The sequence below is a fragment of the Rhizobium leguminosarum genome, assembly GCF_010668065.1.
Taxonomy (GTDB): Bacteria; Pseudomonadota; Alphaproteobacteria; order Rhizobiales; family Rhizobiaceae; genus Rhizobium; species Rhizobium leguminosarum_S.
In genome coordinates this window covers 175133-189518 of sequence record NZ_WUEN01000013.1, presented here as the reverse complement: position 1 = coordinate 189518, position 14386 = coordinate 175133, and the positions used below count along the sequence as shown (strand labels likewise).

The following is a 14386-nucleotide window of genomic DNA, read 5'->3' as shown; positions in this document are numbered from 1 at the left end:
GACACTTCCGTTTTCTACTGTGTGCTTTTTGATTGAGAAATGTTGCGCGAAATCGCGGGCACAGGTTCGAGTCGGAACCGCGTTGTTTCCGGGCGCACCCATTAGAACGTCTCGTGGAAGACCAAGGGTCAATGGCTCCCGGCGGGATTTGCCAGAAGCGTTCAAGGCAATCGCGATACGACGTCGTACCTCGGGATTGCCCTAAGCACGGACGCTGATCACCGCCTTGATCAGCCCATTCTTCTCATGCGCCCAGCGCGCGAGATCGCGCGGCGCATCGGCAAGCGTCGTGCGGTGGGTGATGAGCTTGTCCACCGGCACCAGCCCTTTGGCGATCGAATCCGCCACATGCTCGAAATCGACGCGGGTGGCGTTACGGCTGCCGATCACCATCATCTCGCGCTTGTGGAATTCGGGGTCGGAGAAGCGGATATCGTCCTTGACGACGCTGACCAGCACCAGCGCGCCGCCATGGGCGACGAAGGAGAAGGCCTTCTCCATCGAAGGGCCGTAACCCGTCGCGTCGAAGACCACGTCGAAACCGTCGCCATCGGTCTTTTCCCGCACGGCCTCCGCTGTTTGCTCGTTGGCAACGATGCCGGAGGTGAAGCCGAAGCGTTCCGACGCCATCTGCAGCCGCTCGGTGCTGGTATCGAGCAGCGTCACCTCATGGCCTGCGATGCGCGAGAAGATCGCCGCCCCGAGCCCGATCGGCCCGGCGCCGATGACGAGCGCCCGTGCACCGGCACCGGTCATCGAACGGCGCACCGCATGCGCGCCGATCGCCAGGAACTCGGTCGTCGCCGCCGCTTCGAGGCTTACACCTTTGGCGGCATAGAGGTTCTCGGCCGGAACCGAAATCTCCTCGCAGAAGGCGCCATCCGTATGGACGCCGAGCACCTTGATGTTGGTGCAGCAATTCGGTTTGCCCTGACGGCAGGCGACACATTGCCCGCAGGAGAGATAGGGATTGACGATGACGGGCGTGCCGACTGCGATAGTGACGCCGTCGCCCGCTTCCAGCACCGTCGCCGAGATCTCGTGCCCCATCACCCTGGGATATTCGAGGAAGGGATGTTTGCCCTCGAAGATGTGGTAGTCGGTGCCGCAAATGCCGACATGGCTGACGGCAAGCCGCACCCAGCCGGCGGCGGGAGCCGTAGGTGAAGGACGCTCGACGATATCGAGCACGCCGGGCTCCCGGCAAAGAACTGCTTTCATGACGGGTCTCACATTCCTGGTTCTTTACTCTCTGTCGTGCCACTGCTGTTCGGTTCGTGCGGATAGCTGCCCCTCACCCTAACCCTCTCCCCGTAAACGGGGCGAGGGGACGTGCCCTGCACGACGTCAATGGGGACGGAGAGGTTTGCGGCATATCCCCTTCTCCCCGTCAAAACGGGGAGAAGGTGCCGGCAGGCGGATGAGGGGCCGGCCGGCGATCTCTTGCTCGCCTCTCAATTGCTCCGGCGGCGGCGCAGCTGGTCGAAGAACACGATCACGATGATCAGCAGACCGGTGATGATGCGCTGCCAGAAGGAGTTGACGTTCAGAAGGTTCGCGCCGTTGTTGATGGTGGCGAGAATGAAGGCGCCGATCAGCGGGCCATGCACCGAGCCGACCGCGCCGAACAGGCTGGTGCCGCCGATGACGGAGGAGGCGATCGCCTGCAGTTCCCAGCCGTCGGCCTGCGTCGCATTGCCGATGGCGATGCGCGAGGCAAGCAGCACGCCGACGAAGGCGGCGAAGGAGGCCGACAGGATATAGGCGAGGTAGATCATACCCTTGACGTTGACGCCGGAAAGGCGCGCCGCCTCGGCGTTCGAACCGACCGCGAAGAGATACCGGCCCCAGCGGCTCAGATGCAGGAAGATGAAGGATGGGACCGCCACCAGGATGACCATCCAGAACAGGCTCGGAATACTGAGCAGATCGGCGCGGGCGAAATTGCTGAAGCCTTCATTGGTGATGTTGATCGTCGAACCGTTGGTGATCAAGAGGCCGATGCCGCGCAGCGATGTCAGGGTTGCCAGCGTGATGATGAACGGCGGCAGGCCCATATGCACGATGCCGAAGCCATGGAAGGCGCCGATCGCCACACCCATGAGCAGCGTCAGCGCGATCGCACCCCAGACCGGCACGCCCGCCTGCAGCAGCCAGGCGATGATCACGGTGCAGAAGCCGACGATGGCGCCGACCGAAAGGTCGATGCCGGCGGTGATGATGACGAAGGTCTGGCCGAGCGCCAGGATCGCCGTCATCGCACCCTGACGCAGCAGGTTGGAGATATTGAGCGGCGTCCAGAAGCTCGGAGTGACAACGCCAAGCACGATCCAGAGGAAGATCAGCAGGCCGATCAGCGTCAGGCCGAACAGGATGTTCATTTTCCGGCGCGGCGGCGGCGCGACGATTTCGGTGGGGGTGGCAGTCATGAATTTTCTCCCTCTTATTCTTTTGGCTCAGACGCCGATCGCTTCGCTGAGCACTTCTTCATGCGTCGCCGCGTGGTAATCATGGCTCGCGACGATTTTGCCGGCGCGGAAGACGTGCAGCCGGTCGGCCAGTTCGTAGACCTCGGGCAGGTAGGAGGAGATCAGGATGATGCCGGCGCCCTCCTTCAGAAGCTTGGCGAACAGCCGGTAGATTTCCGCCTTGGTGCCGACGTCGACGCCGACGGTCGGCTCGTCGAAGATGAAAAGCCGGGCGCCGTGGCTCAGCCACTTGCCGATGACGATCTTCTGCTGGTTGCCACCCGACATGCTGGAGGCCGGAACGCGCCGGCTCGGCGTCTTGATGCTGAGATTGCGGATCTGCTGGTCGGCATTGGCCGATTCGCGCGCGTGGTTGATCACCGGCCCGTGGCTCAGCCGCCCGTACACCGGCAGGTTGATGTTGAGGCCGATCGGCAGGTTGAGGCAAAGCCCCTGGTCGCGCCGGCTTTCCGGCGCCAGCGCAATGCCGAGCTCCATGGCGGTGCGTTCGTTGCGGATATCGACAGGCTTGCCCATCCATTGGACATCGCCTGCTGTCGTCGGCTGGCGGCCGTAGAGCCCGAGCGCGAATTCGCTGCGCCCGGCGCCGATCAGGCCATAGAGGCCGACGATCTGTCCTGATTTGACGCTCAGCGACACATCTTCGAAGCCCGGGCCGGAGAGGCCGTTGACCGTGAGGATCGTCTCGCCGATCGCAATCTCTTCCTTGTGGTAGATCTGTTCGATCGAGCGGTTGATCATCAGCGCGATCAGCTCGGCGTCGTTGGTCTCGCCGATCAGGCGCGTACCGACATGCGTGCCGTCGCGCAGCACCGAGACACGGTCGGCAAGCTCGAACACTTCCTCCATGCGGTGGCTGATATAGACGATGGTGACGCCTTCGCCCTGCAGCCGGCGGATCAGCTTGAAGAGCTGCGCCGATTCCTGGCGCGTCAGATAGGCCGTGGGTTCGTCGAAGATCAGGAACTGCGTGCCGCGCATCGCCGCGCGCGCCGTCGCCACCAACTGCTGCTGGCCGATCGTCAGTGAGCTCAACAGCGCACCGGCCGGCAGGCCGAAGCCGAGATCGTCGAGCACGGCCTGCGCCATCTTCTCCATCTGCTTCTTGCGCATCAGGCCGAAGCGGTTGACCTCGTCGCCGAGGAAGAGATTGGCGGCGACCGTCAGGTGCCGGCAGAGCACGACTTCCTGGTGCACGGCGTTGATGCCGCGCGCAATCGTCTCGTTCGGCGTCGCCAGCCCCACCGGCTGGCCGCACCACAGCACTTCGCCGGCGGTGCGGGTGATGACGCCGGTCAGCAATTTGATGAGGGTGGATTTGCCGGCGCCGTTTTCGCCGACGATGGCGTGGATTTCGCCGGCAAGAAAGGTCAGCGTCGCTGGCTTCAGCGCCTGCACATGACCGTAATTCTTCTGCAGGCCCTTGAGTTCGAGGATAGGCGATCCGGCGGGAATTCGATTGGCTTCTTTCAGCGTCGCACTGTCATCATGGCGATGACTGACCTCTTCCAGTCCGATCATGGACCTCTCCTCCTTGTATCGCCTCTGCTCTCCACCCCTGGTGACCATACCATGGATAGAAAAGGCCGCGCCGGTTTTTGAAGCCGGCGCGGCCTGTCTGTCGTTGTTACTTGATCTTCGGGTTCAGCAGCGCGTCGATCTTCGGATCGGCCATATTCGCCTTGGTGACGAGGTTTGCGCCGGTGTCGACATTCTCTTCGACCTTCTCGCCCTTGGAGACGGCAAGCGCGGTCTTCACGCCGTCATAACCCATGCGGTAGGGGTCCTGAACGACGAGGCCGGCGATCGCACCGTCCTTGAGGAAGCCGACCGTCTTGTCGTCGCTGTCGAAGCCGATGACCTTGATCTTGTCGCCGAGCTTGTTTTCGGCGATCGCCTGGCCAACGCCCTGCGCCAGGATCAGGTTCGAGGCGAAGACACCGACGAGGTTCGGGTTTGCCGTGATCAGGTCGGTCATCATGTTGAGGCCGGTCGTTGCCTGGCCGTCGCCGTACTTGTCGGCGATGACCTTAAGACCCGGATATTTGGTCTTCACCTGATCCAGGAAGCCTTCGCGGCGCTGTTCCAGCGAGCCGACGCCCGGAAGGTTGGTGAGGATGACGATTTCGCCCTCTTCCTTACCCGACATTCCCTTGATGGCGGCAGCCAGACCATCGGCGGCGATGCGGCCGCCCTGAACGTTGTCGGTCGTCAGGAACGACTTGAACGCCTTGGAGTCGGCGCCCGAGTCGATGCCGATGATCGGAACCGACTTGGCCGCTTCATCGATCGGCTTGCCGAGCGCCTTGAATTCGGTCGGCGAAATGACGACAGCGGCCGGCTTGCCGGCAACGGCGTTCTCCAGAATGCTGATCTGGCCGTTGACGTCGGATTCGGCTTGTGCGCCGAGTTCCGGCACGTTGACGCCGAGATCCTTGCCGGCCTTGCGGGCGCCGGCCAGAACGATCTGCCAATAGAAGGACGTCGTGTCCTTGACGATGATCGGGATCGTCACGTCGGCGGCAAACGATGGTGCCGGCATTGCCGAGGCGATGACTGCGGCACCTGCAAGCGCGGTAAAGGCGCGGCGGGATAGAAGGGATTTCACGATACTCATAAGGGTTCTCCTCTCAGGGTGCGTTCTCCTCCAAATAAATCGGCCGCAGAACGCAGGCGGACGATTTTTATCGATAAAAAACATTTGCCAGGTGAAGCTAGCCGAGGCGCAATCAAATTGCAAGAGCGTCAAACCGGCTTTTTTGCTTTGCTAAACTCCTGCCAAGCAACTGATTTTATTCCAATACCACGCTGCCCTAAAATAGGGATCAGGCCTTGTTGATCTCGTGCGGATGGACGACGCCCTTTTTCAAAATCAGGTTGCCGTACAGCCGGAATTCCGTCGTCGCGACGATGTAGGTCGCCTTGCGGGCCATCGCGTAGAAAGCAAAACGCTCCACCGGCACGATGCGGAAATCGCCGGCGCACTTGGCAACGATCTGCTGGAATTCGGTGCAGACCTCCGGCACCGCATCGGGATCGCCGACCACCTCCATCCGCCACGCCGCTTCCGGCACGAAGGTGTCGAGCGGCATATGCGTCAGGATGGCCTCGGCCATGTCAGTGGCGCTGACGCCGTCGGCGCGAATGACCGGCGGGCCCATCGAGCCCGAGGGAAAATTGGCGTCCGATATGACGATATCGTCGCCATGTCCCATGGTCTTCAGCGCATGGAGCAGGTCGGGGCCAAGCAGCGGATGGATACCCTTGAGCATAATCTCTCCTCAGACTCGCACGGCTTCGGCGCCGAGCGGCGGCGCGACCAGCGTATAGGGTTCGAATTCGGCATAGATCGCGTCGGCAAGCCGCGGCTCGACGATCTCCATATTGCGCGTGAGGCTCGACGGCTTGGCCGTGCCGATCAGCACCGATGCGACGATCGCCTCGCGCAGCGGAAACTGCAGGGCGGGCGCCGCCAGCGGCACGCCGTGGCGTTTGGCGATCGCCTCCATGGCGCCGACCTTGGCAAGCACATCGTCATCGGCGGGCATATAGTCGAAATGCGAACCCGGTACCGGACCGGTGGCGAGGATGCCGGAGTTGAAAACGCCGCCGACGACGAGCGAGGTGCCCTTCTGCCGGCAGAGCGGCAGCAGTTCGGCGACGGCCGAGCGGTCGAGCAGCGTGTAGCGGCCGGCCATCAGGATGCAGTCGAGATCGGAATGGCGCATGACGTCGAGGCAGACGGGCACTTCGTTGACGCCGAGGCCGAAGGCGGAGATCGCGCCAGACGACTTGAGTTCCTCCAGCGCCTTCACGCCGGAATCGAGAAACTGCTTCTGGTAGACCGCATTCTTCGCCGCGCCATGTGTGTAGACGCCGAGATCGTGCACATAAAGAATATCGATGCGATTGAGGCCGAGGCGCGCATAGCTGAATTCGACCGAGCGCATGATGCCGTCATAGGAATAGTCGTAATCGGCATCGAAGGAGAGCGGGTCGACATAGCTGTAATCAGGCACCGTGCCGGTCGGCACCGGCCGAAGCAGCCGGCCGACCTTGGTGGACAGCACGTAAGAGCCATCCGGCTGGTCGCGCAGGAAATCGCCGACCCGCCGTTCGGCAAGGCCGAGCCCATACCAGGGCGCCACGTCGAAATAGCGGATGCCGCTATCCCAGGCCGCCTGCAGCGTGTCCATTGCCTGCTCGCGCGGGCAGGCGCGGTAGAGACCGCCGAGAGCGGCTGCGCCGAAACTGATTTCGGTCACCTCCAGCTTGGTCTTGCCGATCTTTCTCGTCTTCATCATTCCTCCTCACGAAGAAGCTGAACTATCTGGAGCAATCCCAGGAAAAGTGTGAAGCGGTTTTCGTCCGGGATTGCGTAAAACAAAAAGGTCAGAGCGTCGCACCGAGATGCCAGGGCACGAATTCATTGTCGCCGTAGCCGAAGAGCTCGCTCTTGGTCTTCTTGCCCGAAGCCGTATCGACGATGAGGTCGAAGATCTCGCGGCCCTTGCCGCTGATCGTCGCATCGCCGGTGGCGATCGTGCCGCAATCGATGTCCATGTCCTCTTCCATCGAGGCATAGAGCGCCGAATTGCTGGAAAGCTTCAGCGACGGCGCCGGCCGGCAACCGAAGCAGCTGCCGCGGCCTGTGGTAAAGGCGATCATGTTTGCCCCGCCGGCCACCTGGCCGGTTGCCGAGACGGGGTCGTAGCCGGGCGTGTCCATGAAGACGAGGCCGGGGGCCGTGACCCGCTCGGCATAACCATAGACCGCCGTCAGCGGCGAACGCCCGCCCTTGGCAACCGCGCCGAGCGACTTTTCGAGAATGGTGGTGAGACCACCGCGCTTGTTGCCGGGCGAGGGGTTGTTGTCGAGCGAGGCGCCGTGCAGGGCGACGTAATCCTCCCACCAGGCAATCTTGTCGTCGAGCTTCTTTGCCACCTCATCGCTGACGGCGCGGCTGCGCAGCAGATGTTCCGCACCATAGATTTCCGAGGTTTCCGACAGGATCGCCGTGCCGCCGGCCGCTGCCAGCAGGTCGGCCGCGACACCGAGCGCCGGATTGGCGGTGATGCCGGAAAAGCCGTCGGAGCCGCCGCATTGCAGGCCGATGATGATCTCACCGATCGACATCGGTACGCGCTTTTCCTTGCCGACATCGGCGGCGATTTCGCGCAGCATGCCCATGGCGCGTTCCACCGCGCGGCGCGAACCGCCGGCATCCTGGATGTTGAAATGCCGCTTCGAGGCGCCCGCACCACTCTGGCCGTAAAGCGTCAGCTGGTTGACCTCGCAGCCGAGGCCGATCATCAGCACGCCGCCGAAATTCACATGCCTTGTATAGCCGGCGAGCGTCCGGTGCAGCACGTTCATGCCGTCGCCGGTCGAACTCATGCCGCAGCCCTGGTCGTGCACGATCGGCACGAAACCGTCGATGCCCTCATAATGCGGCAGGATCGTCCGGTTCGCCTCGTCGGCGATTGCCCGGCAGACCGTGGTGGAACAGTTCACGCTGGCGATGATGCCGATATAGTTGCGGGTCGCGGCCCGCCCGTCGGCGCGGCGATAGCCCATGAAGGTGCGCCCGACGTCGTCGGCTGTGGCCGTTTCCGGCGCCGAATTGGCGGTCGCCGCCAGCCGGTCGTTTTCGAAATGCAGGTTGTGGCTGTGCACATGGTCGCCGGCCTTGACCTCGGCCGTCGTGCGGCCGATCGCCTGTCCGTATTTCACCACGGGCGAGCCGAGCGGAATATCCGCTATCGCCACCTTGTGGCCGGGGTCGATCTTCTCGCGGGTCTGAATGCCGGCAACCGTCGAACCCGGCGCGATTGCCGCCGTTGCGACCGCGACATTGTCACCGGCCGAAAGGATGATCCAAGGCAGTTTGTCCAATTTATTCTCCCTGGGAAAGGCTCGCTACATCGGCGAAAGCGCATTGATTTTGTTTTTTATCTACAATAAACATTTTCAAGTCAACGGGAATATTGATCCTGTGGACGAGGGAGGCAATGAGCCGCAGGCGACCGGAAATAAGCTAAAGGTCGTTTGAACAAGCCCCGGTCCGCTCCGTCCTGCTTTGAAGCGGGGCGACGGTCACGAGGGCGGAAAGCGGGGTCTGGTGGCAAGGCAGAATACGGTCTTCAAGGAAGCCTATAACAGGTATGCCGTAGCCCTGCGCACGGATACCGCGCTGCCCTCGGAACCGGAGATCGCCGCCCAACTCGGCGTCAGCCGCTCGACGGCGCGCGCCATCCTGACGCGGCTCAGCGAAGAAGGCATCATCCGCTGGAACAAGCGCCAGAAGATCGTGCTGCGCCAGCCGACCGACCACGACCTCTTTCCCTCCGAAGAAACCGACTCCCTGCATGATATCATCGAGCGCAGCTTCATGCAGCGCATCCTTGCCGATGATGCAGCACCCGGCATGCAGATCAACGAGCTGGAGCTTGCCCGCGAGATCGGCACCGGAACGACCAGCGTGCGCGAATTCCTGATCCGCTTCTCCCGCTTCGGCCTCATCGAGAAGCGCCCGAACAGCCACTGGACGCTCAAAGGCTTCACCCGCGAATTCGCCCTCGAACTTGCCGATGTGCGCGAAATGTTCGAGCTGCATTCCGCCGCCGAATTCGGCCGGCTTTCCAGGGATAATCAGAGCTGGGCCGATCTTGCGGCTATGCGCGACGAACATCACGCCATGCTTGCCGACATCAACCAGCGCTTCAAGGATTTCTCCGTCCTCGACGAACGCTTCCACTTGCTGATCCACCGCGCCTCGAAAAACCGCTTCATCGCGGATTTCTACGACGCCATCGCCATCGTCTTCCACTATCACTACCAGTGGAACAAGACCGCCGCCCGCCAGCGCAACGAGCGCGCCATCCACGAACATCTGGATTATATCGCAGCGCTGGAATCCGGCGACCAGGCGGCAATCGAAACCGCCTGCCGCGCGCATCTTCACTCCGCCCGCCAGACCCTGCTGCAATCCCTGCCGCAGGTCGCGACGGAGAGCGCCTGAGCGGGGGACATCTCGGACCAGAGATCGCCGATGCCAGCCCCTCATCCGCCTGCCGACACCAACCGGGGTCGAGCCACGGGTCTCGACCCGTCCTTCGGACCCCCGCTTGCGGGGCGAAGGGGAGATGTGGCGACCTCTCCGTCCCTCTTTCGCGTCCCGTATGGCACGTCCCCTCTCCCCGTCAGAACGGGGAGAGGGTTAGGGTGAGGGGCAGATTACGGCGGATGGCAGCCATCATGAAACATTTCGATGTGTAAGCCGTTATCGCGCTTATGACCGACGCTAAACTCAAACCGAAATCGGTCGACGGCACCGAACCGCACGGTGCCGGGAACTCGCCCCAGGAGACGGCATCGACTGTCGAGGTCATGCCGCCGCCAGATGCCATCGAACCCGATCCGGAGCTGACGCCTGAAGAGGCCGAGCAGGCGCGCAAGCGGTATTTGCTCAAGCGTTTCTGGATCAGCGCGCGCCGTTACTGGGGCCGCGGTGGCGACAAGTTCGCTTGGCCCTTCTCGATCGGGCTATTGGCGATGATCTGCATGAATGTCGGCTTCCAGTACGGAATCAATCTGTGGAACCGCGGGATCTTCGACGCCATAGAGCGGCACGATGCCGGCACCGTCTATTTCCTGAGCGCCGTATTCGTGCCGCTCGTGCTCGGAACTGTCGCCATTGTCACGATACAAGTCGCCGTTCGCATGATGATCCAACGTCGCTGGCGTTCCTGGCTGACGACCGCCGTCATCGCGCGCTGGCTCGCAAACGGCCGTTACTATCAGTTGAATCTCATCGGCGGCGACCACAAGAACCCCGAGGCGCGCATCTCGGAGGATTTGCGGATTGCCACCGAAGCACCTGTCGATTTCATCGCCGGTGTCATTTCCGCATTTCTGGCGGCCTCGACCTTCATCGTGGTGCTCTGGACGATCGGCGGGGCCCTCACTCTGCCGATGGGGGGCTCGACCGTCACCATTCCCGGCTTTCTCGTCATCACTGCGGTCCTCTACGCCGCGATCACCTCCAGCTCGATGGCGGTCATCGGCCGCTATTTCGTCCACGTCTCCGAGGCCAAAAATCAGGCAGAAGCCGAGTTTCGCTACACGCTGACGCATGTCAGGGAAAACGGCGAGAGCATCGCGCTTCTCGGTGGTGAAGAGGAGGAGCGTAACGACCTCGACAAAACCTTCGCCAATGTGCTGAAGCAATGGGCGCTCCTTGCCCGCCAGCACATGCGCACGACGGTTGTGTCGCATGGGTCGATGCTGATTGCGCCTGTTGTGCCGGTTCTGCTTTGCGCACCAAAATTTCTCGAAGGCAGCATGACCCTCGGACAGGTCATGCAGGCCGCCTCTGCTTTTGCCATCGTTCAGGGCGCGTTCGGCTGGCTGGTCGACAACTATCCGCGTCTTGCCGATTGGAATGCCTGTGCACGGCGCATCGCCTCGCTGATGATGTCGCTTGACGGGTTGGAGCGCGCCGAACAGAGCGACTCTCTGGGGCGCATCAAGCATGGTGAAACCGAAGGCGAGGCGATGCTCAGCCTCAACGATCTCTCCGTGTCGCTTGACGATGGCACCGCCGTGGTCACGGAAACCCGGGTCGAGATCGAACCCGGCGAGCGGGTGCTTGTGTCGGGTGAATCCGGGTCGGGCAAGAGCACGCTGGTGCGGGCCATCGCAGGTCTCTGGCCGTGGGGCGGCGGCAGCGTCAATTTCCACGCCGACAGGCGATTGTTCATGTTGCCGCAACGGCCCTATATCCCTTCGGGCACGCTTCGCCGTGCTGTCGCCTATCCCGGCGCCGCCGATAGCTGGCCGCTGGATGAGATCAGGTCGGCCCTCGACAAGGTGGGACTGGATTATCTGAACGACAAGATCGAGGAAGATGCGCCCTGGGACCAGACCTTGTCGGGTGGCGAAAAGCAGCGGCTCGCCTTTGCGCGTCTGCTGCTGCACCAACCCGATATCATCGTGCTGGATGAAGCAACGGCAGCACTCGATGAGAAGAGCCAGGATAAGATGATGCAGATGGTGATCGATGAATTGCCGGAGGTCACCATCCTAAGCGTCGCGCATCGCGTTGAGCTGGAAGTCTTCCATAGCCGCAAGATCACGCTCGAGCGGCGCGAGGGCGGCGCTAAGCTTGTCAGCGATATCGATCTGATCAAGCGCAAGAGAAAACGGAACTTGCTGTCACGCGTTTTGGAGAAGCGCCGCTCTCCGCCGAAAGGCAGCACGACCTCGAATGAAGGCGGCACAGTCCCCGAATAGAAATTGAAGGCCGCTCGCGGGTGAGCAACAGTTGCCTATTGCTCATTCTGGGGCAGGTTGTCGGTGATGTCGTAGTAGTCGCCTTTGTCAGCGACAAAGATATGCATTTTCAGTTTGGTTTCGGTCGGGCTATCAAATGCACCCATCGCGACAGCAATCCAGTCGTGATGGGGTGGATCCCAAAACAGCGATGATCCACACACCCCGCAAAATCCACGCCTCACCTTTTCTGAGGATTGATACCAGGTAACACTTTCTCCTCCCTGGATGGTGATCTGACGCTTTGGCACGTCGGTTGAAGCGAAGAAGTGGCCGGATTGTTTTCGACATTTGGAGCAATGGCACGCGTCCGGCGCTGGTAGATCGCCTTCGATCTCGAAAGTTACCGCACCACACAGGCAGGATCCTTTGTGCATAAGTGTTCCTCTCTCTAAAGCTGCGCCGAGGATTCCGTGCTCGCAATCTGATCCAGATTTTCGATCAGCCGCTTGAGCAGATCGACAAGTTGCTCCGCTTCCGCATCCGTGAACCCGGTCAATGCCTCCTTATTCCCTTCGAACAAGGCCGCAATCGCCTCCGGCATGCGTTCCTCTGCAGCCTTCGCCAGCACGATGCGGCTGCTGCGACCGTCATCCGGGTCGGGTGTCCGCCGGATTAGGCCATCCCTCTCCATGCGAGCGAGCATCTGCGCCATCGGCGGCTGCTCGACCCTGGCAAAGCGGGCGAGGTCGCGTTGCGTGCTGGCCTTGCCATTTTGCAGCGCGACCAGGACAGGCAACTGGCCGACACCGAAGCCGAGCGGTTTGAGGCGTGACTCGCTGAGGCGGGCAAAGCCCCGCGCCGCAAGACTGATGAAATGCCCCGGCGTAGAAAGCACATCCTCGTCCAATTCCGATCACCTCTTGCCTGCGCTTGACCGCGAGATATATATGTACGTATGTATATTGATGTGCAGCATCAGGCAAGGCCGTTTCGATGCCGCCAGCGAATGTTTCAATCTCCATAGAGGAAACGACATGTCTCAAAACGACGTCGAAATGATCAAGCGCATCTATGCCAGCTTCAACGCCAGAGACATCGACGCTGTCCTTGCCGTTCTTTCCGATGATGTCGCCTGGGCCAACGGCATGGATGGCGGCCACGTTCATGGCCGTGAGGCCGTGCGCGACTATTGGACACGCCAATGGGCCGTCATCAATCCGCACGTCGAGCCGGTCGCATTTGACGAAACCGAAGATGGCGCCGTCGCTGTCGAGGTGATCCAGTCGGTCTTTGACCTCGATGGCCGGCCGCTGGAAGGGCAGGCTCATGACCTTAAGGACAAGACGGTGACGCATATCTTTCGCATGGAAGGCGACAAGATCGTCCGCTTCGATATCCGGGATGGCCTGTAAGCTGGTACTCCCTATGCGGGGATGACCGCTCCCGTTGCGACGCGCCATTGTCAGGCCTGCCTGGCTCGTGCGTTCAATTCGCGCTTAACCGGCGGTATCGGTTCAGAGCCTGCGCGCTTCCAGACGCCGCTTGTCGCGCTCGACATAGTCGGAGCCGAGCTCCGTCAGACGGAATTGCCGTTTCTGAAATTCCCCGCGGATCAAGATGAAGCCTTGCTCTTCGGCTTCGCTCAATGTCTTCAGGCTGGTGCCTTTAGGGGGAGACTGCCAAGCCATGCCATCGGCGCTGTGCAGCAAGACCATGATCTTTATAATTTTGTTTCTCCATGGCCGGTACATACAGCCGGGTTGCGTCGCATCAGCAATCCGCTTGTTCCGCATTGTTGATTTGGCACCATCCAGGAGAAGCCCATTGATTTAAAAGGATTATTTTTGGCTAATCCGGAGTTTCGCAAAAGCTATTGTATAAAAGCTCCAATAGTCTTGGTCAATTCAATCACTCCGTCCGAACAGGTTTGGTCATGCCTGGCGATTGGCCCGATTGCGCTTATTTCCATTGAATCCTGCCATCAGCGGCGCATTCCCGCCCGAGGCCGATCTTCCGCTATCGGCACGAAGGGCTGCACTCCTCAGGCGCTGCGTCTCGCAACATGATCCCGTATTGCCACTGCACTTTCCGCTGGCGACATGAAAGTCACATCCAACGTCAGTGCGTGTTGGTGCGGGATATCAAGAACCAGCGCCTGTTGGCTTCGGCTCCTCGACGTCTCGACGTCGGTCGTTTTCAAGTGGTCGCGCCGCGCGGGGGACGAAACGCGACGCTCCAATTCTTCTTCGGCACACAGCAATCTCACCGGCACGAAAACCGCGGCGCGCTGTCCGGCGGCGTCATAGAACTGCTGGTACGTCCGCGCGCTCCGCTCATCGCCTTCGACACCGGCATGGGTGAAGATGAAATTCGCCGACGGGCCGCTATAGGACGTGATTGCGTCCAGGACGGCCTGCCGGACCCTGCCGGTGTACTCCCATATGCCATTCGGCAGCGGAGCGGTCTGATCCTCGTCGAGGAGGCGCAAGATCGGGTTGTTGAACCAGTGATTATCAACGATCTTTGCTGATATCAGCGAGCCGAGTTCTTTGGCGATTGTCAGCTTGCCGACGCCCGGAAACCCCAAGAGCAACACGAAAACACTCATCGTTCGACAACTC

14 protein-coding genes are annotated in these 14386 nt (G+C 61.3%); 3 read left to right on the top strand and 11 right to left on the bottom strand.

Annotation, left to right across the window (positions count from 1 at the left end):
* Positions 1-201 precede the first annotated feature (201 nt).
* The 7 genes from GR198_RS28605 to GR198_RS28575 form a co-directional block, all read right to left on the bottom strand.
* Positions 202-1221 (bottom strand): zinc-binding alcohol dehydrogenase family protein, encoded by a 1020-nt coding sequence (locus GR198_RS28605; protein ID WP_164055438.1) that lies wholly within the window; start codon positions 1219-1221, stop codon positions 202-204.
* A 233-nt stretch (positions 1222-1454) separates the two neighbouring features.
* Positions 1455-2429: an ABC transporter permease gene (locus GR198_RS28600; RefSeq protein ID WP_003545129.1), complete on the bottom strand. Its 975-nt coding sequence runs from the start codon at positions 2427-2429 to the stop codon at positions 1455-1457.
* A 27-nt stretch (positions 2430-2456) separates the two neighbouring features.
* A complete protein-coding gene (locus GR198_RS28595) occupies positions 2457-4010 on the bottom strand; it encodes a sugar ABC transporter ATP-binding protein (RefSeq protein ID WP_164069892.1) in 1554 nt (517 codons plus the stop codon).
* 106 nt (positions 4011-4116) lie between these two features.
* Complete coding sequence (locus tag GR198_RS28590; RefSeq protein WP_029875452.1) at positions 4117-5106, bottom strand: ABC transporter substrate-binding protein; 990 nt, start codon at positions 5104-5106, stop codon at positions 4117-4119.
* Positions 5107-5314: 208 nt separating this feature from the next.
* The gene (locus tag GR198_RS28585) at positions 5315-5761 is read right to left on the bottom strand and encodes an RbsD/FucU family protein (RefSeq protein ID WP_029875451.1); all 447 of its coding nucleotides are present in this window, start codon (positions 5759-5761) and stop codon (positions 5315-5317) included.
* Positions 5762-5770: 9 nt separating this feature from the next.
* The gene (locus GR198_RS28580) at positions 5771-6790 is read right to left on the bottom strand and encodes an aldo/keto reductase (RefSeq protein ID WP_164069891.1); all 1020 of its coding nucleotides are present in this window, start codon (positions 6788-6790) and stop codon (positions 5771-5773) included.
* Between the two features lie 91 nt (positions 6791-6881).
* On the bottom strand, positions 6882-8384 hold the full coding sequence (locus GR198_RS28575) for a UxaA family hydrolase (RefSeq protein ID WP_011650310.1): 1503 nt from the start codon (positions 8382-8384) through the stop codon (positions 6882-6884).
* A 226-nt stretch (positions 8385-8610) separates the two neighbouring features.
* On the opposite strand from GR198_RS28575, the gene GR198_RS28565 reads away from it, so the two are divergent.
* Both GR198_RS28565 and GR198_RS28560 read left to right on the top strand, forming a co-directional pair.
* Complete coding sequence (locus tag GR198_RS28565; RefSeq protein WP_130741335.1) at positions 8611-9510, top strand: GntR family transcriptional regulator; 900 nt, start codon at positions 8611-8613, stop codon at positions 9508-9510.
* 272 nt (positions 9511-9782) lie between these two features.
* Entirely contained in the window at positions 9783-11783 is a 2001-nt protein-coding gene (locus tag GR198_RS28560) for an ABC transporter ATP-binding protein/permease (RefSeq protein WP_164069890.1), read from the top strand.
* Positions 11784-11818: 35 nt separating this feature from the next.
* On the opposite strand, the gene GR198_RS28555 is transcribed toward GR198_RS28560, so the two are convergent.
* Both GR198_RS28555 and GR198_RS28550 read right to left on the bottom strand, forming a co-directional pair.
* The gene (locus GR198_RS28555) at positions 11819-12199 is read right to left on the bottom strand and encodes a GFA family protein (protein ID WP_164069889.1); all 381 of its coding nucleotides are present in this window, start codon (positions 12197-12199) and stop codon (positions 11819-11821) included.
* Positions 12200-12213: 14 nt separating this feature from the next.
* Complete coding sequence (locus tag GR198_RS28550; protein WP_164069888.1) at positions 12214-12672, bottom strand: MarR family winged helix-turn-helix transcriptional regulator; 459 nt, start codon at positions 12670-12672, stop codon at positions 12214-12216.
* A gap of 127 nt (positions 12673-12799) precedes the next feature.
* Between GR198_RS28550 and GR198_RS28545 the strand changes: the two genes are divergently transcribed.
* Positions 12800-13177, top strand: coding sequence for a nuclear transport factor 2 family protein (locus tag GR198_RS28545; RefSeq protein WP_164069887.1), 378 nt, complete (start codon positions 12800-12802; stop codon positions 13175-13177).
* Between the two features lie 102 nt (positions 13178-13279).
* Here GR198_RS28545 and GR198_RS28540 read toward each other — a convergent pair whose 3' ends face one another.
* Together GR198_RS28540 and GR198_RS28535 are read right to left on the bottom strand one after the other, a co-directional pair.
* Entirely contained in the window at positions 13280-13480 is a 201-nt protein-coding gene (locus tag GR198_RS28540; RefSeq protein ID WP_017990167.1) for a hypothetical protein, read from the bottom strand.
* A gap of 326 nt (positions 13481-13806) precedes the next feature.
* Positions 13807-14373 carry a chloramphenicol phosphotransferase gene (locus tag GR198_RS28535; protein WP_164069886.1) on the bottom strand — a complete coding sequence of 189 codons (567 nt, stop codon included), beginning with the start codon at positions 14371-14373 and terminating at the stop codon, positions 13807-13809.
* Between the last annotated feature and the right edge of the window lie 13 nt (positions 14374-14386).

What these genes read in the sequence shown, in the direction of transcription:
- GR198_RS28540 (WP_017990167.1), bottom strand. Translation starts at nt 13,480, where the DNA reads ATGGTCTTGCTGCACAGCGCCGATGGCATGGCTTGGCAGTCTCCCCCT.
- GR198_RS28545 (WP_164069887.1), top strand. Translation starts at nt 12,800, where the DNA reads ATGTCTCAAAACGACGTCGAAATGATCAAGCGCATCTATGCCAGCTTC.
- GR198_RS28590 (WP_029875452.1), bottom strand. Translation starts at nt 5,106, where the DNA reads ATGAGTATCGTGAAATCCCTTCTATCCCGCCGCGCCTTTACCGCGCTT.
- GR198_RS28535 (WP_164069886.1), bottom strand. Translation starts at nt 14,373, where the DNA reads ATGAGTGTTTTCGTGTTGCTCTTGGGGTTTCCGGGCGTCGGCAAGCTG.
- GR198_RS28580 (WP_164069891.1), bottom strand. Translation starts at nt 6,790, where the DNA reads ATGAAGACGAGAAAGATCGGCAAGACCAAGCTGGAGGTGACCGAAATC.
- GR198_RS28555 (WP_164069889.1), bottom strand. Translation starts at nt 12,199, where the DNA reads ATGCACAAAGGATCCTGCCTGTGTGGTGCGGTAACTTTCGAGATCGAA.
- GR198_RS28605 (WP_164055438.1), bottom strand. Translation starts at nt 1,221, where the DNA reads ATGAAAGCAGTTCTTTGCCGGGAGCCCGGCGTGCTCGATATCGTCGAG.
- GR198_RS28560 (WP_164069890.1), top strand. Translation starts at nt 9,783, where the DNA reads ATGACCGACGCTAAACTCAAACCGAAATCGGTCGACGGCACCGAACCG.
- GR198_RS28595 (WP_164069892.1), bottom strand. Translation starts at nt 4,010, where the DNA reads ATGATCGGACTGGAAGAGGTCAGTCATCGCCATGATGACAGTGCGACG.
- GR198_RS28600 (WP_003545129.1), bottom strand. Translation starts at nt 2,429, where the DNA reads ATGACTGCCACCCCCACCGAAATCGTCGCGCCGCCGCCGCGCCGGAAA.
- GR198_RS28585 (WP_029875451.1), bottom strand. Translation starts at nt 5,761, where the DNA reads ATGCTCAAGGGTATCCATCCGCTGCTTGGCCCCGACCTGCTCCATGCG.